20 protein-coding genes and 1 tRNA gene are annotated in these 26015 nt (G+C 59.7%); 13 read left to right on the plus strand and 8 right to left on the minus strand.

Annotated features, from left to right (window positions below; all coding sequences use genetic code 11):
• Window positions 1-159 precede the first annotated feature (159 nt).
• The 5 genes from ACZ5RI_RS02840 to ftsE form a co-directional block, all read right to left on the minus strand.
• Window positions 160-2400: an adenosylcobalamin-dependent ribonucleoside-diphosphate reductase gene (locus ACZ5RI_RS02840; RefSeq protein WP_464514596.1), complete on the minus strand. Its 2241-nt coding sequence runs from the start codon at window positions 2398-2400 to the stop codon at window positions 160-162.
• A gap of 158 nt (window positions 2401-2558) precedes the next feature.
• Entirely contained in the window at window positions 2559-3350 is a 792-nt protein-coding gene (locus tag ACZ5RI_RS02845) for a lysophospholipid acyltransferase family protein (protein WP_464514597.1), read from the minus strand.
• Window positions 3351-3369: 19 nt separating this feature from the next.
• Window positions 3370-3969, minus strand: coding sequence for a YdcF family protein (locus ACZ5RI_RS02850; RefSeq protein ID WP_464514598.1), 600 nt, complete (start codon window positions 3967-3969; stop codon window positions 3370-3372).
• Between the two features lie 120 nt (window positions 3970-4089).
• Entirely contained in the window at window positions 4090-4995 is a 906-nt protein-coding gene (locus ACZ5RI_RS02855; protein ID WP_464514599.1) for a cell division protein FtsX, read from the minus strand.
• Window positions 4992-5657, minus strand: a complete 666-nt coding sequence (gene ftsE, locus ACZ5RI_RS02860) for a cell division ATP-binding protein FtsE (RefSeq protein WP_464514600.1) — start codon at window positions 5655-5657, stop codon at window positions 4992-4994. Before ftsE ends, ACZ5RI_RS02855 begins: the two co-directional genes overlap by 4 nt.
• Window positions 5658-5813: 156 nt before the next feature.
• On the opposite strand from ftsE, the gene ACZ5RI_RS02865 reads away from it, so the two are divergent.
• Both ACZ5RI_RS02865 and ACZ5RI_RS02870 read left to right on the plus strand, forming a co-directional pair.
• On the plus strand, window positions 5814-6599 hold the full coding sequence (locus ACZ5RI_RS02865; RefSeq protein WP_464514601.1) for a DUF3426 domain-containing protein: 786 nt from the start codon (window positions 5814-5816) through the stop codon (window positions 6597-6599).
• 5 nt (window positions 6600-6604) lie between these two features.
• Window positions 6605-7120 carry a phosphoribosyltransferase gene (locus tag ACZ5RI_RS02870; protein ID WP_464514602.1) on the plus strand — a complete coding sequence of 172 codons (516 nt, stop codon included), beginning with the start codon at window positions 6605-6607 and terminating at the stop codon, window positions 7118-7120.
• On the opposite strand, the gene ACZ5RI_RS02875 is transcribed toward ACZ5RI_RS02870, so the two are convergent.
• From ACZ5RI_RS02875 to ACZ5RI_RS02885, 3 genes are read right to left on the minus strand one after another with little or no spacing between them, the layout of a single operon-like run.
• Window positions 7117-7485: an HAD family hydrolase gene (locus ACZ5RI_RS02875; RefSeq protein ID WP_464514603.1), complete on the minus strand. Its 369-nt coding sequence runs from the start codon at window positions 7483-7485 to the stop codon at window positions 7117-7119. The genes ACZ5RI_RS02870 and ACZ5RI_RS02875 overlap by 4 nt on opposite strands.
• A complete protein-coding gene (locus tag ACZ5RI_RS02880; protein ID WP_464514604.1) occupies window positions 7482-9002 on the minus strand; it encodes a nucleotidyltransferase family protein in 1521 nt (506 codons plus the stop codon). The genes ACZ5RI_RS02875 and ACZ5RI_RS02880 overlap by 4 nt, the downstream gene beginning before the upstream one ends.
• On the minus strand, window positions 9003-10181 hold the full coding sequence (locus ACZ5RI_RS02885; RefSeq protein ID WP_464514605.1) for a hypothetical protein: 1179 nt from the start codon (window positions 10179-10181) through the stop codon (window positions 9003-9005).
• Window positions 10182-10449: 268 nt separating this feature from the next.
• On the opposite strand from ACZ5RI_RS02885, the gene ACZ5RI_RS02890 reads away from it, so the two are divergent.
• The 11 genes from ACZ5RI_RS02890 to ACZ5RI_RS02940 all read left to right on the plus strand — a co-directional run bounded on the left by ACZ5RI_RS02890 (window position 10450) and on the right by ACZ5RI_RS02940 (window position 25918).
• Window positions 10450-12795, plus strand: coding sequence for a DNA translocase FtsK (locus ACZ5RI_RS02890; RefSeq protein ID WP_464514606.1), 2346 nt, complete (start codon window positions 10450-10452; stop codon window positions 12793-12795).
• 226 nt (window positions 12796-13021) lie between these two features.
• Window positions 13022-13390, plus strand: a complete 369-nt coding sequence (locus ACZ5RI_RS02895) for a c-type cytochrome (protein ID WP_464514607.1) — start codon at window positions 13022-13024, stop codon at window positions 13388-13390.
• Between the two features lie 153 nt (window positions 13391-13543).
• Entirely contained in the window at window positions 13544-14419 is an 876-nt protein-coding gene (locus ACZ5RI_RS02900) for a 3-hydroxybutyryl-CoA dehydrogenase (protein ID WP_464514608.1), read from the plus strand.
• A gap of 106 nt (window positions 14420-14525) precedes the next feature.
• Entirely contained in the window at window positions 14526-15908 is a 1383-nt protein-coding gene (argH, locus tag ACZ5RI_RS02905; RefSeq protein WP_464514609.1) for an argininosuccinate lyase, read from the plus strand.
• Window positions 15905-16060 (plus strand): hypothetical protein, encoded by a 156-nt coding sequence (locus ACZ5RI_RS02910; RefSeq protein ID WP_464514610.1) that lies wholly within the window; start codon window positions 15905-15907, stop codon window positions 16058-16060. The genes argH and ACZ5RI_RS02910 overlap by 4 nt, the downstream gene beginning before the upstream one ends.
• The gene (gene lysA, locus ACZ5RI_RS02915; RefSeq protein ID WP_464514611.1) at window positions 16057-17319 is read left to right on the plus strand and encodes a diaminopimelate decarboxylase; all 1263 of its coding nucleotides are present in this window, start codon (window positions 16057-16059) and stop codon (window positions 17317-17319) included. The genes ACZ5RI_RS02910 and lysA overlap by 4 nt, the downstream gene beginning before the upstream one ends.
• Window positions 17276-19612, plus strand: a complete 2337-nt coding sequence (locus ACZ5RI_RS02920) for a DUF4175 domain-containing protein (protein WP_464514612.1) — start codon at window positions 17276-17278, stop codon at window positions 19610-19612. The genes lysA and ACZ5RI_RS02920 overlap by 44 nt, the downstream gene beginning before the upstream one ends.
• Before the next feature lie 87 nt (window positions 19613-19699).
• Window positions 19700-21712: a transglycosylase domain-containing protein gene (locus ACZ5RI_RS02925; RefSeq protein WP_464514613.1), complete on the plus strand. Its 2013-nt coding sequence runs from the start codon at window positions 19700-19702 to the stop codon at window positions 21710-21712.
• Window positions 21713-21726: 14 nt separating this feature from the next.
• Window positions 21727-22707, plus strand: coding sequence for a DUF2817 domain-containing protein (locus ACZ5RI_RS02930; RefSeq protein WP_464514614.1), 981 nt, complete (start codon window positions 21727-21729; stop codon window positions 22705-22707).
• Between the two features lie 78 nt (window positions 22708-22785).
• Window positions 22786-22862, plus strand: a tRNA-Arg gene (locus ACZ5RI_RS02935).
• A 638-nt stretch (window positions 22863-23500) separates the two neighbouring features.
• Window positions 23501-25918, plus strand: coding sequence for a TonB-dependent receptor plug domain-containing protein (locus ACZ5RI_RS02940; protein WP_464514615.1), 2418 nt, complete (start codon window positions 23501-23503; stop codon window positions 25916-25918).
• Window positions 25919-26015: the final 97 nt, after the last annotated feature.

A 26015-nucleotide genomic window follows, 5' to 3' on the forward strand; every position in this document is an offset into this window, starting at 1 on the left:
ACCCAGGCACTTTGCCGAAGAATTCATGCGTCGCAAGGGTGAAATTATGCGGAATTTGGGCTGACATAAAAAAGCTACCCCCCGTAGTGGCGGGGGATAGCGGTACTATCAACACATTGAAATTAAACTATCTTTAATGCGGTGTGGCCAAGGCTTTTTTCAACCGCACTTGGAATAGCCACAGGACAGGCAGCTGCCACAGCCTTCGACCTGAACGAAACTGGCGGCCCCACAGCGCGGGCACGGCCGGGCCGCGGTTCCTTCGGGCAGCTCGGCGTCGCCATGGTGGCTGGTGGCTTCCGGGGCGGTGATGAAGCCGATGACGATCAGATGCTGTTCGATGACCTCGCCGATGGCTGCCAGCAGCGAGGGCACGTAATGCCCGCCCGACCATTGGCCCCCACGCGGATCGAACACGGCCTTCAGCTCTTCAACCACAAAGGAAACGTCGCCACCACGGCGGAAAACCGCAGAAATCATCCGGGTCAGCGCCAGTGTCCAGGCATAGGCTTCCATATTCTTGGAATTGATGAAGACCTCGAATGGGCGGCGGCGGCCATCTTTCTCAATATCGTTAATGGTGATGTAGAAGGCGTGGTCCGCGTCGAGCCATTTGATCTTGTAGGTCTGGCCGATCAGCACTTCAGGCCGGTCATAGATCGTGCCCGGAACCGTTGCGATGTCGTCGGCGGTTTCCTCTTTTTTCGTGTCGGATTCTGCCGACAGGATCGAGCCGGTGACCGGGTTGGGCCGGTACGCGGTGCAGCCCTTGCAGCCCAGGGCATAGGCCTGGGTGTAGACCGTCTTGAAATCTTCGAACGCAATGGTCTCGGGCAGGTTGATGGTCTTGGAGATCGCGCTGTCGATATAGACCTGGGCTGCGGCCTGCACCGCCAGATGGTCGTCCGGGGTCAAAGTCTGTGCGGTAACAAAGGCTTCCGGTAAGCTTGCCTCGTCACCAAAGCGCTCGCGGAAGGTTTTGCGGGCATAATCCTCGACCAGTTCTTCGGTCCGGCTGCCGTCAGGCTGCAACACCTTGCGGGTGTAGCTTAAGGCGAACACCGGCTCGACGCCGCTCGACACGTTGCCAGCATAAAGCGAAATCGTTCCGGTGGGGGCGATCGAGGTCAGCAGGCCGTTGCGGATGCCGTATTTGGCAATGCCGTCGCGGATATCCTCGGGCAGGGCGGCGATGAAGGGGCGGGCCAGATAGGCGTCCTTGTCAAACGCCGGGAAGGCACCCTTTTCTTTGGCCAGCTCGACCGACGCGCGATACGCCGCTTCCGCCAGTGTCTTAAGCCAGCGTTCAATCAGCGTCAGGCTTTCGGGCGAGCCATATTTGACACCGCAGAAGATCAGCGCGTCGGCCAGTCCGGTAACCCCAAGGCCAATGCGGCGCTTGGCCTCGGCCTCGGCCTTCTGGGCGGGCAGCGGAAAGCGCGAAACGTCGATGACATTGTCGAGCAGGCGGATCGCCGTCGCGGTCAGCGATGCAAGCTCGGTCAGATCGAGCTCGGCATCGGCTTCAAACGGATTTTTGACCAGCCGGGCCAGATTGATCGACCCTAAGAGGCAGGCCCCATAGGGCGGCAGCGGTTGTTCGCCGCACGGATTGGTGGCGCGGATGTCTTCGCAATAGGCCAGATTGTTCTTCTGGTTGATGCGGTCGATAAAGATCACGCCCGGCTCGGCGAAATCATAGGCCGACTGCATGATCTTGTCCCACAGGGCGCGGGCGGGCAGGGTCTTGTAAACCGTGGTGCCGAATTTCAGCTCCCACGGCTGATCGTCGCGCACCGCATCCATGAAGGCATCGCTGACCAGCACCGACAGGTTGAACATGTTCAACCGGCCGGGGGTCCGCTTGGCCGAAATAAAGTCTTCCACATCGGGGTGGTCACAGGCCAGCGTCGCCATCATGGCGCCACGGCGGGAACCGGCGCTCATGATGGTGTGGCACATGGCGTCCCACACTTCCATGAACGAGACCGGGCCCGAGGCGTCGGCGGCAACGCCCGCCACCGGTGCGCCCTTGGGCCGGATCGAGGAAAAATCATAGCCGATGCCGCCGCCCTGCTGCAGGGTCAGCGCGGCTTCTTTGACGGCCGAGAAAATCCCGTCCATCGAATCACCGATTTTGCCCATGACAAAGCAGTTGAACAAAGTGACATGGCGCCCGGTTCCGGCCCCGGCCAGAATGCGCCCGGCAGGCAGGAACTTGAAATCACTCAATGCGTTCAGAAAGCGCGCTTCCCATTGGCCCCGCGTTTTGCTGTTTTCCGCCTCGGCCGCTGCCTTGGCCACACGCGCCCAACTGGCCGCCACATCCGACTCGGGTTCGCCCCCTACGGGCGTGTAACGGTATTTCATTTCCCAGATCTGGCTGGCGATATCACTCATGGCGTCTTGCTACTTCTGTCTGATGTGTGTGGTTTAATGGAGCACAGGCGCTTTATATTGGGGTGCGAAGCGCCTGCGCCCCCATATATGCACAGTTGGCCGGATGGCTCCCAGCCTTTTTGGCCTGCCCCGAAGAAAAAAGTTTCTTGTGTACCACTTTACCGCTGTGTGGTTGTTTCGTCATGCGGTTGCCACCCGGATCCGGCCAGCAGCGTGTTCGTGGCGGTTTCAATGCGCTCCTGCAGGGTGGCCATAAAGGCGTCGCGTGGCAGCCCCGGTGCGATGGCGGGCAGGAACTCCAGAATGATGGTGCCGGGCTTTTTAAGAAAGCCGCCGCGCCCGGTCCAGTACAGGCCGGAGTTGAGCGCTACCGGCACGCAAGGCACGCCAAGCTGGCTGTAAAGTGCGGCGATGCCGGACTTGTAGGCGGGTTCGGCCCCCGGCTTTTGGCGGGTGCCTTCGGGGAAGATAATCAGGCTGCGCCCGGCGCTTAAGGCCCGGGCGGCATGGGCAATCATCTGGCGCAGGGCGCTGGCGCGGCCCTTGCGGTCCACAAAGATCATGTCGGCCCGGGTGGCGAACCAGCCATAGAACGGCACGCGCTTCAGTTCCTGCTTGATGACGACGATGGGGTCGGCCAGCAGCATGTAGAGCGCCAGGGTGTCCCACATGCTCATATGCTTGGCGGCGATCAGCACCGCTGTTTGGGGGATTGGCCCGCGGATTTCACAGCGCACCCCTGCGAAAATGCGTAAACCCCAGATCAGCACGGCGCCCCAGCGTTGCGCCATCCACACAATGGCCCGCCGTGGCAGAAGCAGCGTCGGCAGCGCCATCACATGCATCACAATGGAAATGCTGAGGAAAAAGATGAAATACAGAGCCGAACGAAAATAGACCAGCGGCGTAACCGGGGTGGTCTTGCTGATGCTGTTTGCCGGTGTTGCCATGCCCGCGTCGCCCTGAACCCTATGTCTTCGCCGTTTTATCTGCGTCTTCTTCCGTCGGCTCCAGCCCCAGCCACGCCAGCACGGTGGCTGCCAGATATTTGGCATATTCGTGGTGCAGCACCCGGATGGCCCGGCCATGATGCCACCAGTCCTTTGGAATGCTTTCTGGATCAATCGGATAGGGAACCAGAACAACCCCCGGCATGGCTTCGCGGAATTCAGACAGGCTGCGGGGCATATGATAGCGCGCGGTGACGATCAAGAGGGTGCCAAAATGATAAAACCGCGCCCAGGCCGCGGCTTCCCGGGCGTTGCCCTGGGTGCTTTCGGCGGCATAGCCGACATCAATATGCAGAACGCGGCTCTCGCGGGTTTTCTCGGCGGTTTTGTCGGTGGGGACCGGCCCGGCCAGCATGTCGACCAGCTTTTCTTTGCTGGTGCCGGGATAAACCCCTGAAATCAGTAACCGTTTGCCAATGCCGCGCTCGAACAGCCGATAGGCGGTATCAATGCGCAGCTCGCCACCGGTCAGCGCCACCACCCCGTCGATACGGTCAAGACTGACCGCCCCCTTCGGTTGATAGGTCGCAAAAGCGACGAACCCCAAAAGGTAGATCACGATACCGGCGATGGCGACCCAGCGCAGTACCTTCAGGTTACGTCCCTCCCACCAGCATCTGCCACCTATGTTTGTGGCTGGCCGACACCCTTGCCATTAACCCCTATCAAGCCGTTGCCTTCAATAGATCTTCTTCAGGAAGAGCCAGACCGACATCCGGGCCGTGATTAATCCGATCGCGCCTGCGGCAACGGGAACCAGAATAAGCCAGAGAAATTCGAACGGCAGTAACGCCAGCGGCGGCAAAAAAGGTACCGCCTCGATCCCCGCCACCTGCAAGCCCCCGGCGGCCAGAAACAGACCGGCGGCAAACATAACACCCAGCGCGCTGGCCCCAAAAGCGGCGCGGGCATAATGCCATTTGAACAGCCGGGCAATGAAGCTGCCTTGCGAGCCCATCTGGTGCAGCAAGGCAACCATATCACGGTGGCTTTCCAGACCGGCGCGGGTGGCAAACGATACCGTCGCCATGGTGGCCAGTGCGATCAGCAGCAAAATGCCATAGGCCGACCAGATGATGCTGCCGGCGAAATCGCGCAACCGGCTCATCCATTGACTGTGGTCGTCGAGATGGGCGTCGGGTGACAGCTGTTTGAGGCGGGCGCGCAAAGCGGCAATGTCGATATGCTGGCCCGGGACCAGATCGGCGTCGATCAGCTGGGGCAGCGGCAAATCCTCGATCGACTGGGCATCCCCGATCCAGGGTTTGAGCAGCGCCAGCTCTTCTTCCTCGCGCAAGGGGCGGGCATAGGCAATGCCGGGGGTGGCGCGCAGCAAGGCGACAACGGTATCGGTCTGACCTTTCAGACCCGCCCGCGCGCTCAGGGCATCGGCGCCATCCTGCGGCAGGATCTGTACGGTGATTTTGCCCGACAGACCCGACTGCCAGGTGATGGCGGTGCGGCTGGCGATCAGGGCCGCGCCCAGCGCCAGCGCGGCCAGAAACGCCATGATGGCGATAACCAGATCCAACGGGCCGGTGCCCTTTTGCCGCGGCATGATCTTGCCGGTGTGGATCCGTCTCATCGCGGCCTCACTTCCAGAAGGCGGCCGTTGATCAGCTTTAATTCGCGCGCGCCGACATTTTCCATCAGGGCGCGATCATGGGTGGCAATCAGCACCGTGGTGCCAAGCCGGTTCAATTCATAGAACAGCCGGATCAGCCGGGCACCCATTTCCGGATCGACGTTGCCGGAGGGCTCATCGGCGATGAGCAGATCGGGTCGGCCTACAACGGCGCGCGCAATCGCCACACGTTGTTGCTCGCCGCCCGACAGGGTCGGCGGGCGGGCATCCAGCCGACCGCCCAGACCAACCCAGGTCAAAAGTTCCTGCACGTCACGGCTGTAATCTTTGGTGCGAAAACCTGCAATTTTGAGCGGCAGTGCAACATTGTCGAAGGCAGACAGATGTTCCAGCAGGCGGAAATCCTGAAACACCACACCGATACGGCGGCGTAAGGCGGGCAGTGCGGCTCGTTTGATTGTCGTAAGGTCGTTACCAAACAAGGTGATACGGCCCTGGCTGGGGCGGTCGGTCAGGCTGATCAGCCGCAGCAGCGTGGTTTTGCCCGCACCCGACAGCCCGGTCAGAAAGGTGAAGGTGCCGGCCTCCAGCGTGAAGGAGACATCCTTCAGCACCTCCGGCCCGGCGCCATAGCGCATCACGACATTTTCAAATCTGACCATAACCCAAGCATAGCGGTTGCATCGGGGTGCGCGCAATTATTTCGCTAGCGTCAATGGAGCGTTAACGCGGCTGCCCTAGGTTCTTCCTGTCCAAGTCTTGCGGCGCGATTATAAAGTGCGTAATTCCCTGAAGATGTTCTCACGTCAGTTGTCAGCATGATCTTAAGCTGTCCTAATTGCTCGACCCGTTATCAGGTCGATAAAGCAAAATTTCCACCGGACGGGCGGCAGGTACGCTGTGCCAAATGCGGCTATCGCTGGCACCAGAATCCGCCGCTCGATGATCCGGACGATGAGACATTGCTGCAGGAACCCCAGACGGATGGGGACGCAGACGCCGCCGCCTTTGCTGAACCTGAAGCGGATGCTGCCGCCCGCGAGGCCGAGCTGTCGCAGTCGCCCGCCGCCGTGGCCGAAGAGCCGGTGGTGTCCGAGGAAGCCTCGTTCCGCCGTTTTGCTACGGATCGCAGCGCTGACGAGGGTAGTGGGCGGGCGCCACTGATCGCCCGTCTGCTGATACTGTTTGGCTGGGGCGTGCTGATTGTCGCCGTACTGGGCCTGGGTTGGTCGGCCTATGTTTATCGCCAGAATATCATGACCAACTGGCCGCAATCGGCTTCGCTCTACTCGGCTCTGGGCTTGAAGTCGGCCGCCGGGGCGCTCAAATTTGACGCGACGAACAGCCGCCAGATTGTCGAAGAGGGTAAAGCGGTGCTGGAAGTATCCGGCACGCTGACCAACCCCGGCGATCACGAGGTTCTGGTTCCCTCTGTCCGTGTATCCTTAAGCGACGGGGCCTATCGCGAAGTCTATCACTGGACCTTTTCACTGCAGGTCTTGACTCTGAAGCCCGGCCAGTCCACCCGTTTCGCCACGAAATTGTCGAGTCCGCCGGCGGCCGCGCGGCACCTCGAACTCCGTTTTGCTAAGGCCGGTGAGTAGACCGCATGCAGTATGAGACTCTTTTTTCCGAAGCCCAGATCGCTACTCGGGTGAAGGAGCTGGCGAAAGAAATCGCCGCGTCGCCGATTACGCCACAGGTTGCTGCCCCCGTTCTGGTGGGCGCCTATATTTTCGCGGCGGATCTGTTACGCGCGCTGTATAACGAAGGTGTTTCGCTCTCGACCGAATTCCTCTGGCTGCGCAGCTATGTCGGCCATGAATCCTCCAAGCAGATGCAGGTTCTGGTGCCGCCGTCGGAAAGCTTCCGGGGCAAGAACGTTCTGCTCATCGACGGCGTGCTCGATGGTGGCGATACCATGAAAAAGGCGGCCGAGCTGGCCTTTGAATATGGTGCCAGCCATGTTCAGTCGGTGGTGATTGTCGACAAGCTGCGCCCCGACGCGCTGGTCAAAGCCGATTACGCCGGTTTTACCGGGGTGAACGAATTCATCGTCGGTTATGGCATGGACGATTCCGGGGCGGACCGCGGCGTGCCCTATATCGGCAAGGTGAAGATTTAATCTTCGCCGTCTACGGAAAAATCAAAATCCAGCGGGCCGTTACGGGTCTGATTAACCGCATAGGCGGTGGTCAGCCCGTCCGGCTTGCGGTCGTTGAACAGGAGCCGCTCGCCAATGGGCAGGCCGAAAAGCGCATGGTCAATGCGTAAACCCGCCTGTGCCAGAAAGGCCAGTGACGCGTCACGCGCGCTTTCCGGCCGGGCCGATAACAGCACGATCTGATCTTGTGGTCCGATCCGGGCGAACAGTTCGGCCACCCCGGGCAGCAGAATATCCCCGCCGTTCAGATAGCCGTTGTGCACGACCAGCGTGCCGTCGAGATCGAAGATCCAGCTTTTGGGCAGAGGCGACAGCGTCAGCGTCATGCCGATGCCCATTCTTCCAGCCAGTAAAGGCCATTGTAAAAGGCGGCGATGATCGAATCGACATCGTCATCGACCCAGCCCGCCAGCGACAGCCAGATCAGCGCGTGCAGCAGCTCGACCTTGCGGAAGCGCGCTTCGCCTAAATGTTCGCGAAACAGCGGCTTGGTAAAGGCAAAGCCCAAGCTTTCGATGTCGAGCGAGACGGTATTTTCCCAAACGACAAGGCGGAACTGGCGGCGGTTGAAGGCGTCGTAATTGCCGATAGCGGAATAATAGAGTTTGGCCCAGTCATAATCGGCATCACCGTAATATTTGGTTTTGCCAAACATGACGCGCGGATCGATCAGGAAAATCTCACTGGATTTGTCGACCAGGGTGTTGGCAAAGGTCGGATCGCCATGCAGGAAGGTGAAATCGGCATGGCTGATTTTCCCGATCAGGCCCTGCAGGTCGCCGCCATGGCCGAACGGGTTGTAGCAGCGCTTGCCGTTGATGGTGAAAAACTGCGTATTGCGCTCCGGAATAAGCGGCAGAACCTTTTCCACCCGCTGGATGGTTTTGCTGATGTAGGTCTCGAAGCAATCGGCATCATTTGCCGGAATACTGCCCAGGGCATGCAGCGACTTAAGGCTGGTGAACAGCCGTTCCATCAGTTCGTGTTTCTGGCGTGGTTTAAGATTGATCTCGTCGGGGTGCACGCCGTGAATGCGGGACAGCGTCAGCGGTTCGCGCGCGATCAGTTTGGGGATGTTGCGAAAACCAAGCCGGGATGCTTCTTCGTACCAGTCGGCTTCTTCGACAATTTTGTTGGCGCGCTCTGGCAGACGAGCGCGTTTTTCCACCGTGTCGTCGTGCAGGCGGACATCGTTGAAGAAACGGGCATAGCCACGCTGGCGCCACTGGCGCATCGCTTCGGCGCTGTTGCCGACTTCGTGGCACTGGGGCAGTTCAAGCGTGTCGTATGCGGTGAAGGTCTGGCTCAGCCAGCGGACGAATTCGCCATCGGCCGGAACCTGGCGCAGGAAGCTGGCATTGGGGAAGGCAAAATATCCGGCAATGCCATGATCAAACGACATTTCTTCAACAATGCCGCGTTTGTCGTCGACCGACCAGCGACAGGGAAAGCTGGTGGAAAGCCCAATGACCGGCTTGGTGGTACACTCGGGTTTGGGCGGGGTGTCGAACAGTAAATCGCACCAGATAAGGCCCACGGGTTTTTCGGGATGCTCGATTTGTTGCAGGGCCCGGCCAATTCCGGCGCAGGTGCCACCACTGCCATCTGTATGCACCAGATTGACCTGAACCGGCGGTGGAAACGTGTCCAGATAGGCTTGCAGAACATCAAACAGATAATCGCCGATGACGATGAACTGGGCGTCCGGCGCCGCCGAAAAAAGGTGATAGATCAGCGGTGCGCCGTCGATCGGCACCAGGCATTTGGGTTTGTTCCAGGTGTAGTGCTCCATACGGGAGCCTTGCCCGCCCGCCTGCACAATATACGTCGCAATCTGTGTCATCTAGGGCTCCCAGGGGAAAAGGCCCGGATCGATATAATGTCTGGCGTACATGCCTTGGTATACGGCCTTGCTGGCTTCGTCGATTGGCATCGGATTGGGCAAAACGCAGCCTTCCGCCGACAACAGGGCATTGACCTGTTCTGCAATGGGGCGGTGACGATCAACAAGATCAATACGGGGTGCAAAATTGTCCCGCAGCGGCTCAAAGATGAAGGGGACTTTTATCTGTTCCAGTAGGGTCGGAATCCCGAGCCATGCCATCAGGTCGGTCCAACCGCTATCGGGCGCCAGCATGATCCGGCACGATTTGAGATAGCCAAGTTCGCGTGCCAAATGGTCTCCCTGATAGTTGGCATCCCAGCTGGTGCGGACATCTGTTGGAATATGGCAGCCATTGGGATGGCCATAGACCATAATATCAAGACCGAGATAGTCGGCGATGTCTTTGGCGGTTTGCAGCATCCAGGCTGTATTACTGTTGCGGGGCTGCTCGACAGTATTTCTGACGTTGCGGATCTGCACCCCAACATGGGAGTGGATTGGTTCTGGCGGATTTTCAAAAGTCGGCGGTAAAAAACTTGGTTTGAGCGCTATCGCCAAATGATATTCACAATTGCCCAGTGAGGTGGGGGAAAAAGACAGCATCCTGCGATCGAAATCCGTAATCTGGCGATCTTCGTAGTGAAACCAGTCGAGAAATAAAGCGCGCAACGCAATCTCGACCTGTGACTGCAGGAAAATCTTTTGAACGTTGTCGAGACCCACTTCAATTTTGCCGACAATTCCGTCAACCTGATACGTCTGATGTATCTGGCCATATTCTAGCGGTGGTAGATGCATGCCGCCTTGCGAGGCGATGACACGATAGCGTTTTAAAATCGTGTCGACGCTAGTGAAATATTCTGCCTCGTACAGCCCTGATCCTGTTGGATAAAAAGCCGGGTGACGAGTGAGCTGAACCCAACCGTTGCGCAACCAAGGTTCCACCTGCGCCAGATTGTGGCGTATGCCTAAGCCCATTTCGCCGAGATAGGGTGGCAGCACGCGAGTCATTCCCGATCGGCCTTGCCGTGGCAATACGCCAGCGTTTGGATTCGCGTCACGTAAAATGCTTTTGGTTGTAGCCCGATAAAGATTTTCGATAATGGCGCGAATTCTGGGCGGGGGAAGCTTGGTCATCGGTATCGGTTCATAGCTTGTGCGCCAACTATGCCAAGGCGCCTACTATCGCTATGGTAAATAAACATATTTTTCAACTATAAAAGCTGAGTTGATGCACGTTATGGACGATCTTTGTCGGTAACGTGTCTGCCAGGTGGTGCGTGCTGGGTAGGTCCCATATGGCATCTATGATTTTTATCCCCCATAATTGGTCTGGCCGGTGTTTCGGGTATGGCTTGCGGTCACACAATGCCGGATCTGCGAGATCAAAGGGGGCGTATTGCGAATGAGAGGCGGCGTTTATCAACCGCGTTCGGGTTGGCGCGATGTGCGCGAATCGTTCGACCGCTTCGGCCGCACGCTTCGGCACTGGGCCTCACTGGCGGTCATTCGCTGTGCCGGGGCGTTGCAGCTGATCTGTGCCGGGGTGATTTTCATCGCGGTGGCAAGTTATCATGCCGGCGATCCCAGTCTCGACAATGCCTCCGGTGGCGCCGCGGCCAATCTGTTTGGCCTGATCGGGGCCACAGCGGCCGATATCTTTCTGCAATATTTTGGTTTTGCCGTTTACGGCTTCCTGCTGCCCTTGTTTGCCTGGGGCTGGCGGGCGCTGATGGGCCGTTCGCTGCGCCATGCCAGCTGGCGGCTCGCCGCCTGGATGGTGGGTACGGTGCTGCTGGCCGTGGGGCTGGGCGCGCTGCCGGCCTTAAGCTGGGTGCCTGCGGGCTGTGGCGGTATCATCGGAATTTTCGCCGCGTTTCAGGCGGACATTCTGGGCCGTGCCACGGCGCAACCCTGGCTGAGATTTGCTTTGCTGCCGCTGTTCGGGCTGATCGGTTTGTTTCTGACGTGCTGGGCGGCGGATTTACGCCCCGGGCGCTGGCGCATGCCATGGCGGCGTTCGGCCACCAACTGGATTGAAGAGGCCGAGGCCGAAGAACGCATCGAGCCGGAGATGGAGCCACAGGATTCTTTTATCGAGGATGAGGCCGAAATCCTGCCCGAGCCCGCACTGTCCCCACAGGCCCCCGATGGCGAGCCACGTCCGCTGGTCACCGCGATCAAGCCGGTGGCACCGCCCAAGAGGGCGCGGCAACCGGTGCTCAATTTGCAGGATGGCTCCTATCAGTTTCCGCCGCTCGAGCTGCTGACTGATGCGCCACCGGCCCGCGGCGGCGATGCCGAGTCAGAAGAATTACTCGCCGAAAATGCTAAGGCGCTCGAAATGGTGCTGGCTGATTTCGGGGTTAAGGGCCGCATCCGCGAAGTGCGCGCCGGCCCGGTGGTGACGCTGTATGAATTCGAACCGGCGGCGGGGGTGAAATCCTCCCGGGTTATCGCGCTGTCCGACGATATTGCCCGCTCGATGAGCGCGGTGGCGGCCCGTGTGGCGGTTATTCCGGGGCGCAATGTGCTGGGTGTTGAACTCCCCAACCATCGTCGAGAAACCGTGTATTTGCGCGAATTGTTTGCGACCGAGGCATTTGAAAATGCCCGGGCACCGCTCAATCTGGCACTGGGCAAGACCATCGGTGGCGAGCCGGTGGTGACCGATCTCGCCAAGATGCCCCATTTGCTGATTGCCGGTACCACGGGGTCGGGCAAATCGGTGGCGATCAACACCATGATCCTGTCGCTGCTCTACCGACTGACGCCGCAGCAGTGTCGGCTGATCATGATCGATCCTAAAATGCTGGAATTGTCGGTCTATGACGGCATTCCCCATCTGCTCACCCCGGTGGTGACTGATCCGAAAAAGGCGATTGTCGCGCTGAAATGGGCGGTGCGTGAGATGGAAGAGCGCTACCGCAAAATGTCCAAGCTGGGCGTGCGTGGGGTCGAGGCGTTCAATGAGCGGGTGGTGAAGGCCAGGAATAAGGGCGAAACCCTGAAACGGCGGGTGCAGACCGGCTTTGACCGCGAAACCGGCAAGCCGATCTACGAGGACGAGGTGCTCGAGCTTGAGCCGATGCCCTATATCGTCGTCGTGGTTGATGAAATGGCCGATCTGATGATGGTCTCCGGCAAGGAGATTGAGGGTGCCGTCCAGCGTCTGGCCCAGATGGCGCGCGCGGCAGGCCTGCATCTGATCACCGCTACCCAGCGGCCATCGGTCGATGTTATCACCGGCACGATTAAGGCTAACTTCCCGACCCGTATTTCGTTTCAGGTTACCTCGAAAATCGACAGCCGCACCATTCTGGGCGAGCAGGGCGCCGAACAGCTTCTGGGCATGGGCGACATGCTCTATATGATGGCGGGCGGGCGGATTAAGCGCGTGCATGGTCCGTTTGTTTCTGACCGCGAGGTCGAGGAAGTGGTCAATTTCCTCAAAGCGCAAGGCCATCCCGAATATCTCGACGCCGTGACCGAGGAGCCCGAGGAGGGCGATGGTGGCGCTTCCGAGTTCGGTTCAGGCAACGGTACTTCGGGTGATGAGCTTTATGATAAAGCCCTCGACATTGTGGCGCGCGAGCGTAAGGCCTCGACCAGCTATATCCAGCGCCGTTTGCAGATTGGCTATAATCGCGCCGCGCGTCTGATCGAGCGTATGGAAGAAGAAAACATCGTCTCGCGACCCAATCACAAGGGCGTGCGCGAGGTGCTGCTGCCTGACCATCGCGAGGAATAGCTGCGCCAGCAATACCGCCCCGCAAAAGGCGAAAGATGATGGTAACGCATCCTCAAGGTTGCGAATCGGTAACCTTTCTCCTTGGGTTTACTGCGCTGATATGCTCTGGAACGGGTTGCCAGATCGGTGATATGCAGGCGCCCCGCGGGCGGATATGAAGCTTGCGAAGCATTATCGTTTACGCCGGGGGCGGCTGCGCGCCCGGCACGTACCGGATTACCGATTGATGAAAAAAACGCTCTTTGTATTGGCAAGCCTTCTGGCGATTTCTGTTGCGGCTTCGGCGGGTGATCCCGCTGCGGGCCGTAAGGTGTATATGAGCCGTTGCCAGACTTGCCATTCGGTGGAAAAGGGCGGCCCCAACCGGCTGGGCCCGGGGCTGTTCGGTATTATGGGCAAAAAAGCGGGTTCCATGCCGGGCTATGCCTATTCGCGGCCGGTCAAGACGTCCAACATCGTGTGGAATGATGACATCCTGCGCCGCTGGCTTCAGCAGCCCAATCAGACCCTGCCGGGGACCCGGATGGCGTTTGCCGGGCTGTCCAATCCGAAACAGATTGATGATCTCATCGCCTATATGCACACGCTGAAATAGTATTCGGCGCCTGCTAATACCGCCATTCAGACCCGATTGCAGCTGTCATGCATCTGAGGCAGAATAGACCCTTAATGCGTGGGGGGTGATACGCATTGAGGAGAGTGCTACCATGTCAGCGCTGTCATCAAACCGTGAATGGGACAAAAGTCTATGACGATCGAGCGTGTCGGAGTAATCGGCGCGGGCCAAATGGGGTCTGGTATTGCGCATGTACTGGCGTTTGCTGGTTATCATGTCGTGGTGCAGGATATCGATGCTGGTCGGCTGAACAGCGTGATCGCCACCATTCGCGGTAACATGAAGCGCATGGCATCGCGTGGTGGTATCGCGATGGATGATGTCGAACCGGCGATGGCGCGCATCGAAATCTCGCCGACACTGGAGGGGTTGCGGTCCTGCGGTGCGGTAATCGAAACTGCGACTGAAGACGAAGCGATCAAGCGCAAGATTTTGCAGGAGCTTTGTCCGCTGCTGCCGCCCGAAACCATTATCGCCACAAATACCTCGTCGATTTCGATTACCCGGCTGGCGTCGATCACCGACCGGCCGGAACGCTTTATCGGTCTGCACTTCATGAAGCCGGCGCCGATGATGCAGTTGGTCGAAGTGATCCGCGGTATTGCTACCAACGACGATACTTTCCAGAAGGCACTCGAAATCGTCCGCCAGTTGGGCAAGACCCCGGTTCACGCCGAAGATTTCCCGGCCTTTATCGTTGATCGCATTCTGATGCCGATGATTAACGAGGCGGTTTACACCTTGTATGAAGGCGTCGGCACGGTCGAGGCGATCGATACCGCCATGCGTCTGGGGGCCAACCATCCGATGGGGCCGCTGCAGCTGGCTGATTTCATCGGGCTGGATGTCTGCCTGGCGGTGATGCAGGTGCTGTACGAGGGCCTGGCTGATTCGAAATACCGGCCCTGTCCGCTGCTGGTCAAATATGTCGAGGCGGGCTGGCTTGGCCAGAAAACCGGTCGCGGCTTCTATGATTATCGTGGCGATCACCCGGTTCCCACCCGCTAAAGTGTTGGTGGCGGTGTGACGGCCTCCCTTTCGGCAGGGGTTGGACGAAACCGCTGCCATCTTCTATAGATGGCGTCCGGTAGCGTAGAGGCAGCACGGGCAGACCATGGCGGCAAATCAAATGTGGGGTGGGCGGTTCGAACAGGGACCGGCCGAAATTATGCAGGCGTTTACGCCGTCGATCGGTTTTGACCACCGTTTGGCGATGCAGGATATTGCTGGCTCGCGTGCGCACGCCAAAATGCTGGCGCAGGAAGGCATTATCTCGCGGGCCGATGGTCTGACCATTCTGGGCGGGCTCGACGAAATCGAAAAAGAGATCAAGGCCGGAACCTTTGTCTTTAAGCGCGAGCTGGAGGATATCCACCTTAACATCGAAGCGCGGCTGGCCGAAAAGATCGGCGAGGCGGCAGGGCGTTTGCACACTGCCCGCTCGCGTAATGATCAGGTGGCGACCGATTTCCGCCTCTGGGTGCGCGAAGCCTGCAGCCGGGCTGACGCCGGCCTGAAAAGCCTGCAGCGGGCGCTTTACGAGCAGGCACGGAACAATATCGACACCATTCTGCCCGGCTTCACCCACATGCAAAGCGCCCAGCCAATCAGCTTTGCCCACCATCTTATGGCCTATGTCGAGATGTTCGGGCGGGATCGTGGCCGGTTCGAGGATGCGGCCAGACGTCTGAATGAATGTCCGCTGGGCTCGGCCGCGCTGGCGGGGACCGATTTTCCTATCGACCGCGAATTCACCGCACGTCAGCTTGGTTTTATCCGGCCGATGCGCAATTCGCTCGACGGGGTTTCTGCGCGGGATTTTGCCCTCGAATATCTGGCCGCGGCAGCGATTGCCGCTACCCATCTGTCAAAGCTGGCGGCGGAAATTGTCCAGTGGTGCTCGCCGGGCTTTGGTTTCGTCCGGTTGTCGGATTCCTTCACCACCGGCTCCTCGATCATGCCACAGAAGCGCAATCCAGATGCCGCCGAACTTGTGCGGGGCAAATCGGGCCGGGTGATCGGTGATTTCGTCGCGTTGGCCACCGTGGTCAAAGGTCTGGTGCTGGCCTATGGCAGCGATCTGCAGGAAGATAAGGAACGGGTCTTCGATGCCGCCGACACGATCGAGCTGTCACTGGCCGTGATGGCTGGCATGTTTGCCGATATGAAAACCAACAAGGACGCCATGCGGGCGGCGGCAACCAAGGGTTATCCCACCGCCACGGATCTCGCCGACTATCTGGTGCAGAAGCTGGGCAAACCCTTCCGCGAGGCCCACCACATCACCGGCACCATCGTCAAACGGGCCGAGGATCTGGGTGTTGATCTCGAGATGCTGCCGCTTGCCGAAATGCAAAAGGTCGAACCGGCGCTGACCGATGCGGTTTATGCGGTGTTGACGCTGGAAGCCTCGGTTGCGGCGCGGATGAGCCTGGGTGGCACCGCACCGGCGCGGGTGCGCGAACAGATCGCCTTCTGGCGGGAGAAGCTGGCATGAAGCTGAATGTGACCAAGGCCCTATCGGTTCTGACGCTGGTTCTGCTGGCGACCGCTTGTGGCGTGAAGAATGATTTGAACACCCCCAGCGGCCACAAGCCCCCGCCGGGGCAGGCCGATCCGTCCAAACCGCCAAATCCCATCGGACAATGAACCACTTCACTTACATAAACGGCGTGCTGCATGCCGAAGATGTCGCTCTTACCGATATTATCAACACGGTGGGAACGCCCTTCTACTGCTATTCCTCGGCCACGCTGGAGCGTCACGCCCGGGTCTTTGCTCAGTCTTTGCCTAAGGATGCGCTGATCGCTTTTTCGGTCAAAGCCAATGGCAATCTGGCAGTGCTTAAAACCCTGGCCGCGGTGGGCGTCGGGGCGGATGTCGTTTCGGGTGGTGAATTAAAGCGTGCCCTGGCGGCCGGAATTCCGCCGGAAAAAATCGTCTATTCCGGCGTCGGCAAGATGGCGCACGAGATGCAGGCCGCACTGGCCGCGGGTATCTATCAGTTCAATGTCGAAAGTGAACCCGAGCTGGTGGCGCTGAATGCGGTTGCCGTCTCGATGGGTAAAAGGGCGCCGGTTGCCATCCGCGTCAATCCGGATGTCGACGCCCATACCCATGCCAAGATTTCCACCGGTCTGTCGGAAACCAAATTTGGTATTCCGTGGAGCCATGCGGCTGAAGCTTATCGTCTGGCCGCGTCGCTGCCGGGGATCGAAATTACCGGCATTGATGTGCATATCGGCAGCCAAATATCCGATCTGGAACCGTTCGCACAGGCCTTTGCCAAGGTGGCCGAGCTTTTGGGGGCCTTGCGCGCCGAGGGGCATAAAATCCACCGCCTTGATCTGGGTGGCGGTTTGGGTGTGCCCTACCGAAAAGATAATGTGCCGCCACCTGACCCGGCGGCCTATGGTGCGCTGGCGGCCAAAGCCACCGCAGGCCTCGGCGTGCAGCTGATTTTGGAGCCGGGGCGGATGATCGCCGCTAATGCCGGCATTCTGGTCAGCCGCGTCATTTATGTGAAACAGGGCGAAAGCCGCACATTCCTGATCATTGATGCGGGCATGAACGATCTGATCCGCCCGGCGATGTATGATGCGTATCATGAGATTGTGCCGCTGGCCGAGCCAGCCCCCGGTATCGCACTGACCGAATATGATGTCGTCGGGCCGATTTGCGAAACAGGCGATCGTTTCGCGGTTGGCCGACCGCTGCCACCACTGGCGGCAGGCGAAGCCATTGCCATTTTATCCGCCGGGGCCTATGGCGCGACGATGTCGTCGGCCTACAATGGTCGTGCACCTGCACCTGAGGTGCTGGTCCGCGGCAGTGATTGGGCCGTGATCCGGCCGAAACTGGACGATGACGCGCAACTCGCACTCGACCGTATCCCCGCCTGGCTCTGAACCGCCCGGCGCGCAGACTGTTGCCCGGTTTGTCCGGGCCGCCCGCCTCATTCTGGCGTTCGAGCGCGGCTGGCCATTGCTGTGGCCGGCCAGCGGGCTGGTCGGGCTGTTTATCGCGTTGGCCTGGTTCGGCGTTTTGCCCCATTTGCCCTGGCCACTGCATGCACTGATCCTGGCCGGTTTTGTTACCGCGCTGGGCCTGATGCTGTCCTCGTCGCTGGCGGATTTCACCTGGCCGGACTGGCACGAAGCCGCCCGGCGGCTGGAAGCCGCCAGCGCCCTGAAACACCGGCCGATTTCGGAAGCTGATGACCGTTTGAGCGCGGGGGCGGGCGATGCGCTGGCCGAGGCGTTGTGGGCCGCCGACCGCCTGTCGCGCCTGGCCCATCTGGGTCGGCTTTCTCTGTTCTGGCCCCGGGGTGGTCTTAATGCCCGCGACCCCAGACGGCTGCGTTTTGTGGTGCTCGGCCTGATGCTGGTCGGCTTCTTTCTTGCCTGGGGCAACTGGTCGGGGCGGCTGGCCGATGCCTTTGGCCCGTCGGGGGCCCCGCCCAGCTTTGACGCCTGGATCGATCCTCCCGCCTATACCGGGGTGGCACCGGTCTATCTCGGCAAGGACCGTGTACCGGTTTCGGTTCCGGTGGGCTCGGTGCTCAATGTCCGGGTCCATGGCGCTGACCGCGCGCCGTTTCTGTCGCTTAAAAGTCTGCATTTTCCCTATTGGCCGGTGGGCAGTGCGCGGCTTGCGGGCAGAAATGGCGAATATGCCGTGGCCACGACACTGACGCGCGATGTGGTGGCACGGTTGCGCGCGGTGGGCCGCACCATCGGGCGCTGGAACATCAGCATTATCACCGACAAGCCGCCGACGGTGTCGTTCAGTGCACCGCCCTCGGCCAATGCGCGCTCGGCCCTGAAGCTGTCTTTCAAAGCGGATGATGATTATGGCGTGGTGTCGGCCCGGGCGGTGATTACCCCTGCCGATGGCCATGGTCAGCCGCTGGTGGTTGATCTGGCGGTGCCGCCGGGCCGTCAGCTTGACCAGACCGTATATCGCGATCTGACCAGCCACCCTTATGCCGGGTTGCCGGTTGATATCGTGATCGAGGTGACGGATGCCGCCGGTCAGGTCGGTCGCAGCACCAAACTGCGTATGATCCTGCCGCAACTCAATTTCACCGATCCTCTGGCCCGTGCTCTGATTGAGCTGCGCCGTCGTCTGGCCCAGCAGGGCTGGGATGCCCGTGGTTATGTGCTCAAAACGCTGGATGCGTTGAGTGTGGCCCCGGAGAATTTCTATGTCGGTGAACTCGGTCCCTATCTTGGCCAGCGCCATGCCTATTGGGCGCTGAAACTGGCGCGTAATGCCGATGATCTGACCCGGGTGCAGAATTTGCTATGGCAGCTCGCCGTGGCGCTGGAGCAGGGCGGGGCGCTGCCGCTGGCGCAGGATCTGGCCCGCCAGCAACAGGAACTGTCGCGGCTTCTGACCCAGGGCGCGTCGCAGGACCAGATCGATGCCCAGTTGCAGCGTTATGCCCGGGCGATGCAGCAGTATTTGCAGGCAATGGGCCAGAACGGTGCGGCGCAGCGTAGCGCCGATCCGGGCACGAAAACACTGGGTCCCAATGATCTCAATGATCTGTTGGCGGCGGTTCAAACCCTGAGCCAGAGCGGGGATCGCGCCAAGGCTGCGCGGCTGTTGTCAATGCTGCAGAATCTGCTCGAAAATGTCCGGCTAGCCCCACCCGGTCCGGGCAGTAGCGGGGGGGCGGAAAATCCCGCCTTTAAGGCGATGAGCGATCTGGCCGACCGCCAGCGCGCCTTGATGGATAAGACTTTCCGCAGCTGGCAGGCTGGCCAAGGCGACAAGGCGGCACTGGCGCGGGAGCAGGCGGCACTTAAAAGCCTGCTCGACGGTATGCTGAAAGGCCAGAAACAGCCATCTGCCGATTTGCAGAAGGCCGCCGGGCTGATGGATCAGTCCCGTGCCGCCATTGCCATGGGCGATCTGCCGCGCGCCGGTACGATCCAGAAATATGTCCTCGACGCGCTACGCAAAGGTGCCAGCACGCTGGTTCCGGCTGCGGGACGCACCGGTGGCAAAGGGGAAAAGGATGATGCCGATCCCTTTGGCCGCGAGGGCAGTTCCAAACGTGATATGCCGATTCCCAATGAACAGGTCTTGCAACGAGCCCGCGATATTCTGATCGAACTGCGTCAGAAGGCGGGGGAAATGGGGCGGCCACAGGAAGAACGCGACTATATTGAACGCTTGCTCAAACAGTTTTAAGCCGGGTTTTGCGATGTGTTCTTCCCTGCGGCAGAGTGTGGTGGAAAAACCGGTTTTCCTTGCACTGCGGGAACAGTAGGTTGCCTCATGGCTGAAGAAATGCCGCCCACGGATCAATATCCGGCTTATACCTACCCACCATCCCCGCCGCCCCCGCCGCGGCGTCGGGGCGGCTGTCTGTTATTGCTGTTTCTGCTCTGCGCCTGGGTTGCGGTGGTCGGTGGGGCGTATTTCCTACATCTGACGGCGGATCTGCCTGCCGTTGATTCCCTGATGGCGGTGGGCCCGTCGCGGTCGGTTACCATTCTGGACGACAAGGGTCGTCTGGTGGCGGTGCGCGGCCTGACCAATGGGGCGCTGGTCGATGTCACGCAATTGCCCAGCTATGTGCCCGATGCCTTCATCGCCATTGAAGACCGCCGTTTCCGCCATCATTTTGGCATAGACCCGATTGGGCTTTCCCGCGCGGCGTATCAAAATTATCTTCACCATGTAGTTGTGCAGGGCGGTTCGACCCTGACCCAGCAATTGGCCAAGAACCTGTTCCTGCAGCCCAAGCGGACGTTCGAGCGCAAAATGGAAGAGGCGATGCTCGCCCTCTATCTCGAGTCGCATTACAACAAGGATCAGATCCTCACCCTCTATCTCAACCGGGTCAGTTTCGGCGCTGGTGTCACCGGGATCGAGGCGGCGGCGCAACGCTTCTTCGGTAAACATGCCTCGCAGCTGACCGTGGTCGAAGCCTCTATGCTGGCTGGGATTGTCAAGGCACCGAGCCGCTATAATCCGCTGGCCGATCCCGATGCCTGTCATAACCGCGCTGCGCTGGTGCTGCAGGCGATGGCCCGCGATGGCTATATCGATCAGGCCATGTTGCAGGAAGCACTCAGCACCCGCACCCGGGTGGTCAATGGTGCGGCCCCGCCGGGCTCGGAATATTTCGCTGACTGGGTTATGTCGCAGTTGGCCGGCCATGCCGGGGAAATTAAGGTGCCGCTGATTGTTGAGACCAGTTTTGATCTCGACATGCAGACCTATGCCGAACGGGCGGTGGGGGCCGAACTCGCTACCGATGGCACGACGATGAATGCCGGTCAGGCCGCGCTGGTGGCGATGACCCCTGATGGTGCGGTGCGCGCCATGGTCGGCGGGCGGGATTACGATCAAAGCCCGTATAACCGCGCCACGGATGCCAAGCGGCAACCCGGTTCGTCGTTCAAACCCTTTGTCTATCTGACGGCGTTTGAGGCCGGGCATAGCCCCGACGATGTCATGAATGACGGGCCGGTCGATATCCATGGCTGGAAGCCGCGCAATTACGAAGGCGAAAGCTATCAGGGTGACATTACCCTGACCGAAGCCTTTGCTTCGTCCTCCAACGCGGTGGCGGCGCAACTGGTGGCCGAGGTCGGACCCAACGCTGTGGCGCGCACCGCTCGGCGGCTCGGTATCAAATCGACACTGCATGCCTTTACCTCGATCGCGCTGGGCACCTCGGTGGTGACGCCGCTCGAGCTGACTTCGGCCTATGCCCCCTTTGCCAATGGCGGCACAGTGGCCCCGCCTTATGCTATTTTGCGGATACGCACGGCGGCGGGCAAGCTGGTCTGGCAGCGGCAGACGCCTGAAGCGCAGCGCGTCGTCGGACCGACCAATTTGCGCCAGATGACGACCCTGATGACCGCTGTGGTGAACGGCGGTACCGGCAAGGCGGCGCAGATGGGCCGCCCGGTGGCCGGTAAAACCGGCACCTCGCAGGATTTTCACGATGCCTGGTTCGTCGGCTTCACCGCCGATCTGGTCTGTGGCGTGTGGGTCGGTAACGATAATAACGCGCCGATGAAACGAACAACCGGCGGCACGGTTCCAGCGAGGATTTTCCATGGTTTCATGGAAGGGGCCGAATCCGGCTTGCCAGCCCGGCCGCTGCCGGGACAAGATGTGCAGGACGGCACCGACGAAAATACGGGTGCGGATGCCGGTGATGCGCAGACCGTGGTGAGTGCGTCGGCCGGGGGACAAAAATCCCCCAAGCCGGAAAAACAGACCGATCAAAAAGATAAGCTGCAAAATTTGTTCGAAAAACTCTTAGGCCGGTAATGGACAGCTCTGGTATGCGTGAAGCGGATATTTTCTACGACTATCGTAAAGGCCGTGCGGCCTTTTTGGATGCGGCAGGCAAAACCGGGCGGGATACCATCACCCGCGTCCACCCGGGCAGCGTTGGCCGTGATGGCAAGCCGCTGTTTCTCGACACCGTCTGGTTCGGCCAGCGCGATGCCCGCAAGGCGCTGCTGGTCATCGGTGGCACCAACGGTGTTGATGGCGCGTTTGGGGCTTTAGTGCTGACCGGGCTGTTGCAGGAAAAGGGCTTTCAGGCCCCGCCTGATACCAAGATTGTGCTACTCAACGCCCTCAACCCGTTCGGTTATGCCTGGTCGCGCCGTGTCGACGAGGCTAATGTCGATGTCGATCACAACTTCATCGATTTCGATCACCCGCCCGCCAACCCGGCCTATCTGAAACTGGCCGGGCATTTTGATGGGCGTTTTGCCACTCAGCCGCCGCTGGCCTCCGACGAGGTGCTCGAGGTGCTGGCCCGTGGGCAATATTCGCATCCGGCCGGGCTGGCCTATGGCGGGGCCGATATCTCATGGTCGCAGCGCATGCTGGGCGATGTGGTGCGCGAAGAACTGCGTCAGGTCGAGGAGTTGGTTGTGCTCGATCTGCATACCGGTCCGGGCAAGTTTGGTGAAGCGACGCTCACGGCCCCCGTGGGCGGGCAGGCCGCGCGGGTCTGGAGCCGGGTCCGTCCGGTGCCGGATCATGGCAGCGTCACCGCCGGGCTGTCCGACTGGTGCGGGGCCGCAGCCGCCAGCCTTTGCATCGGCACCGTGCCGCCCGAGGATTATCTAAGCCTGATCTGCCGCGATCACTGGTTGTGGGGGCAGGGCCGCCCCACCCACCCACAGGCCGAGGAGATTGCTGCCGAAATGCGTGCCGCCGTCTTCCCCGCCGATGAAACCTGGCGTCGCCGTGCCCGCGCCGTGGTGCACAGCACGCTGGCCGCCGCGCTGGTCAGTCTGGCCGGGTAAAGGTCGGGTGGAAATGGTGGAGGCCTTTACGAAGCCCGGTTGCTTTGCCGCCGCGGTCTAGGTTATAGCAGTGCCAACGCACCCGTAGCTCAGCTGGATAGAGCACTGCCCTCCGAAGGCAGGGGTCATGAGTTCGAATCTCGTCGGGTGCACCATTCTTTTGTCGGCTGGCTCGCTTGTAGCCGCCACACCAACCCTACAGGCTCGCCAGCATATGAAGTCCGCGTGAGAACGTGCGTGGGCGTCAGTCGGGTGCAGGACTGATTCGTTTCTGGATTTTGTGAGGTTTCCGGCGTCCTTGCACACGGCAAGCGGACATTGCTGCGCCTATAATCCGCATGCAACATGCTGCTATTTTGCACAAAACGAGCGTAAAATGTGTTACTACATTATCTCCATTAAATTATTGTTGTATATTTAAGTATGCCATTGTCTTTTTGTTGATTGACCTGCGCCCTACTTCTCTTTGTAATGAATCTAACGCGAAGGGGCGATCTGGCAATCCGGCCAACCGTCGTTACCGCGTGTCAGTTGAGTGGAGCGTTAAGGTCATGGCTGCTGTGAAGGCTACCTGTTTACGGATCGCCGTAAGCCCCGCTGGTACCCCGGGCGGAATGGGCGGCGGTGGGACAAGCCCATACCGATGTATGCGCCCCGGTGCTCAAACAGGTTTTGAAGGGGGCTGCCGCTGATCGTTCAGCGCCCCGGATAATCCACCAAGCGAGTTCTCTTGCGTATGTGCCGTGGCGCTTTTGTGCCGCGATAGGATTTCTGTACCCTTTTGTGAGGTAATATGACCCCCTTCGCTTCTTCCCGTTTGCGGTCTGCCCTGCTGATCACCGCCTCGCTGTCAGCCTTGGCTGTGGCGGATGCGGCCCAGGCTGCCGATGCAGCCGATGCCGGTTCGACGGTTGAAACCGTTGTCGTCACTGGCACCCGAACTGCGGGGCGTTCCCGCCTCGACACCTTGGCCCCGGTTGATGTCGTCACGCCGGAAAATTTACAAAGCCAGGGTTCTACCGAATTTGCCGCGGCATTGTCGGGCAATGTGCCATCACTTGATTTCCCCCGCCCGTCCGCGGTTGATGGCACCGACTCGGTCCGTCCCGCCACTTTGCGCGGCTTGTCGCCCGATCAGACCTTGGTGCTTTTGAACGGCATTCGTTATCACTCCTCTGCTCTGGTCAACACCAATGGCTCGGTTGGGCGCGGTTCGGCGGCGGCTGACCTCAACTCGATCCCGGTCAGCGCGCTGGCCGGTGTTGAAGTGCTGCGCGATGGCGCTTCGGCGCAATATGGCTCCGATGCCATTGCCGGTGTGGTCAACTTACGTCTGAAACAGGCATCCAGCGGTGGCGGGGCGTCTGTTACCACCGGCGAATATGCCACTGTGGTCAAAACCGCCCGGGGCAAGCGTGATGAAACCGATGGCGGTACCGTCAATGCTTCGGCCTGGCAGGGCTTTGCGCTGGGCGATGACGGGTATCTGACACTGTCGGCGGAATATCTGCTGCGTAAGCCGACTAACCGCTCCGACTATGATCCGCGCGCCGCCGCCGATGGTCGGATCACCGCGCGGTTTGGTGACCCGCAGGTTGATCCGCAATGGACCTTCTTTGCCAATGCTGGCAAGCCGCTCAGCGGTGATTGGGAGCTTTACGGCTGGGCTGGCTATCAGAACCGCCACAGCAAAAGTGCGGCCTTCCCGCGACTGTCCAATAATGCCAACAATGTCACCGAGATTTATCCTGACGGGTTCTTGCCCAAGATCGCGGTCAATTCCCAGGACATCACCTCGGCCTTTGGTACCCGCGGGACACTCTTGGGCTGGAAGTCGGATTTCAGCGTCTCCTACGGCAATAACACGCTCTATTTCCGTACCGAAGATTCGCTCAATGCGACCTATGGTGCCGATTCACAAACCAGCTTCTATGATGGTTCGCTGAGCTATGATCAGTGGATTCTGGATGCGTCTTTCACGCGTGGGTTCGATATTGGTCTGGGCGGTGGCGATGCCAATGTCGCCTGGGGGCTGGAACAGCGCTGGGAGAATTACAAAATCGGGGCTGGTGAGCCTGCAAGCTATAACCGCGGCTCGCTCGGTTCCAACACGGCGCTAACCGGTGGTGCGCAGGGCTTTGTTGGTTTTCAGCCCAGTAACGAGGTCAACAAGGGGCGCAATAACTTCGCGGCCTATGTTGATATTGAACTGCCGCTGTTGAAGGATCTGACGGTCGAAGGTGCGGCACGCTTTGAACATTATTCTGATTTCGGCAACACACTGACCGGCAAGGTCTCGGCGCGCTATGATGTGACCGAGAATGTCGCCCTGCGTGGTTCCTTCTCGACTGGTTTCCGCGCCCCGTCGCTGCAACAGCAGTATTATACCTCGACCTCGTCGGTGATTCAGAATGGCGAAGTGGTTGAGACCGGCACCTTCCCTGCGACCAGTTCGATTGCCGAGGCTTTGGGCGGCAAGCCGCTTAAGGCAGAAAAGTCGAAGAATTATTCGGTGGGCACAGTACTGCGTTTTGGTCCGGTCGATTTTACCGTCGACGCCTATCGGATTAATATCCGCGATCAGATCGTGCTGTCGGAACTGATCAACCGCACCTATTCCACGCAGGTTGCGGCGCTGCTCGATCCGCTGGGGGTGCAGTCGGCGCGTTTCTTCCTCAATGGCGTGTCGTCGACGGCGCAAGGTATCGACGCGGTTGGACATTACCGTCTGTCTACGGATGGTTTTGGTGAGTTCGACTTTACCGCCGCCGGAAACTATAACGATATATCGGTTACCAAACTGCCGACCTCGTCTTCGACCCTCAATCCGGTGCCGACCCTTTTTGCCCGTTCGCGCATCAAGACGATGGAAAATGGTACACCGGAATATAAGGCTTCGCTGGCCACTGACTGGAACCTGAATGAATGGGGCGGCACCTTGCGCGCCACCTATTACGGTGATGTGCAACAACCCGGTTCGACTGCCGCCAACGACTACTACACCGGCAACAAGATCATCGTCGATCTGGAAGCACGCTATCAGGTGACTGACAATGTCGGTCTGGCCATTGGTGCTGACAATCTGCTCGACACCTATCCCAAGGCGGTTCCTGCATCGCTGAACAGCAATGGTGTGCTGGGTTTCCCCTATTACTCGCCGTTTGGTTATAACGGCCGGTATATCTACGCCCGCATCACGGGCAAATGGTAAGTCCCTCGCGTTGGTTTCTCCTATCCTAGAGTGAACTCTTCCTCCCGGTTTGTCCGGGGGGAAGTTCTTTTTTGGGGCAAGCGAGCGGATCGACGCC

The organism is Micropepsis pineolensis (assembly GCF_055392125.1).

What these genes read in the sequence shown, in the direction of transcription:
- ACZ5RI_RS02845 (WP_464514597.1), bottom strand. Translation starts at nt 3,350, where the DNA reads ATGGCAACACCGGCAAACAGCATCAGCAAGACCACCCCGGTTACGCCG.
- ACZ5RI_RS02925 (WP_464514613.1), top strand. Translation starts at nt 19,700, where the DNA reads ATGGCTGAAGAAATGCCGCCCACGGATCAATATCCGGCTTATACCTAC.
- ACZ5RI_RS02910 (WP_464514610.1), top strand. Translation starts at nt 15,905, where the DNA reads ATGAAGCTGAATGTGACCAAGGCCCTATCGGTTCTGACGCTGGTTCTG.
- ACZ5RI_RS02890 (WP_464514606.1), top strand. Translation starts at nt 10,450, where the DNA reads ATGAGAGGCGGCGTTTATCAACCGCGTTCGGGTTGGCGCGATGTGCGC.
- ACZ5RI_RS02940 (WP_464514615.1), top strand. Translation starts at nt 23,501, where the DNA reads ATGACCCCCTTCGCTTCTTCCCGTTTGCGGTCTGCCCTGCTGATCACC.
- ACZ5RI_RS02900 (WP_464514608.1), top strand. Translation starts at nt 13,544, where the DNA reads ATGACGATCGAGCGTGTCGGAGTAATCGGCGCGGGCCAAATGGGGTCT.
- ACZ5RI_RS02840 (WP_464514596.1), bottom strand. Translation starts at nt 2,400, where the DNA reads ATGAGTGATATCGCCAGCCAGATCTGGGAAATGAAATACCGTTACACG.
- ACZ5RI_RS02895 (WP_464514607.1), top strand. Translation starts at nt 13,022, where the DNA reads ATGAAAAAAACGCTCTTTGTATTGGCAAGCCTTCTGGCGATTTCTGTT.
- ACZ5RI_RS02865 (WP_464514601.1), top strand. Translation starts at nt 5,814, where the DNA reads ATGATCTTAAGCTGTCCTAATTGCTCGACCCGTTATCAGGTCGATAAA.
- ACZ5RI_RS02920 (WP_464514612.1), top strand. Translation starts at nt 17,276, where the DNA reads ATGACGCGCAACTCGCACTCGACCGTATCCCCGCCTGGCTCTGAACCG.
- argH (WP_464514609.1), top strand. Translation starts at nt 14,526, where the DNA reads ATGGCGGCAAATCAAATGTGGGGTGGGCGGTTCGAACAGGGACCGGCC.
- ACZ5RI_RS02885 (WP_464514605.1), bottom strand. Translation starts at nt 10,181, where the DNA reads ATGACCAAGCTTCCCCCGCCCAGAATTCGCGCCATTATCGAAAATCTT.
- ACZ5RI_RS02855 (WP_464514599.1), bottom strand. Translation starts at nt 4,995, where the DNA reads ATGAGACGGATCCACACCGGCAAGATCATGCCGCGGCAAAAGGGCACC.
- lysA (WP_464514611.1), top strand. Translation starts at nt 16,057, where the DNA reads ATGAACCACTTCACTTACATAAACGGCGTGCTGCATGCCGAAGATGTC.
- ACZ5RI_RS02870 (WP_464514602.1), top strand. Translation starts at nt 6,605, where the DNA reads ATGCAGTATGAGACTCTTTTTTCCGAAGCCCAGATCGCTACTCGGGTG.
- ACZ5RI_RS02875 (WP_464514603.1), bottom strand. Translation starts at nt 7,485, where the DNA reads ATGACGCTGACGCTGTCGCCTCTGCCCAAAAGCTGGATCTTCGATCTC.
- ftsE (WP_464514600.1), bottom strand. Translation starts at nt 5,657, where the DNA reads ATGGTCAGATTTGAAAATGTCGTGATGCGCTATGGCGCCGGGCCGGAG.
- ACZ5RI_RS02930 (WP_464514614.1), top strand. Translation starts at nt 21,727, where the DNA reads ATGCGTGAAGCGGATATTTTCTACGACTATCGTAAAGGCCGTGCGGCC.
- ACZ5RI_RS02880 (WP_464514604.1), bottom strand. Translation starts at nt 9,002, where the DNA reads ATGACACAGATTGCGACGTATATTGTGCAGGCGGGCGGGCAAGGCTCC.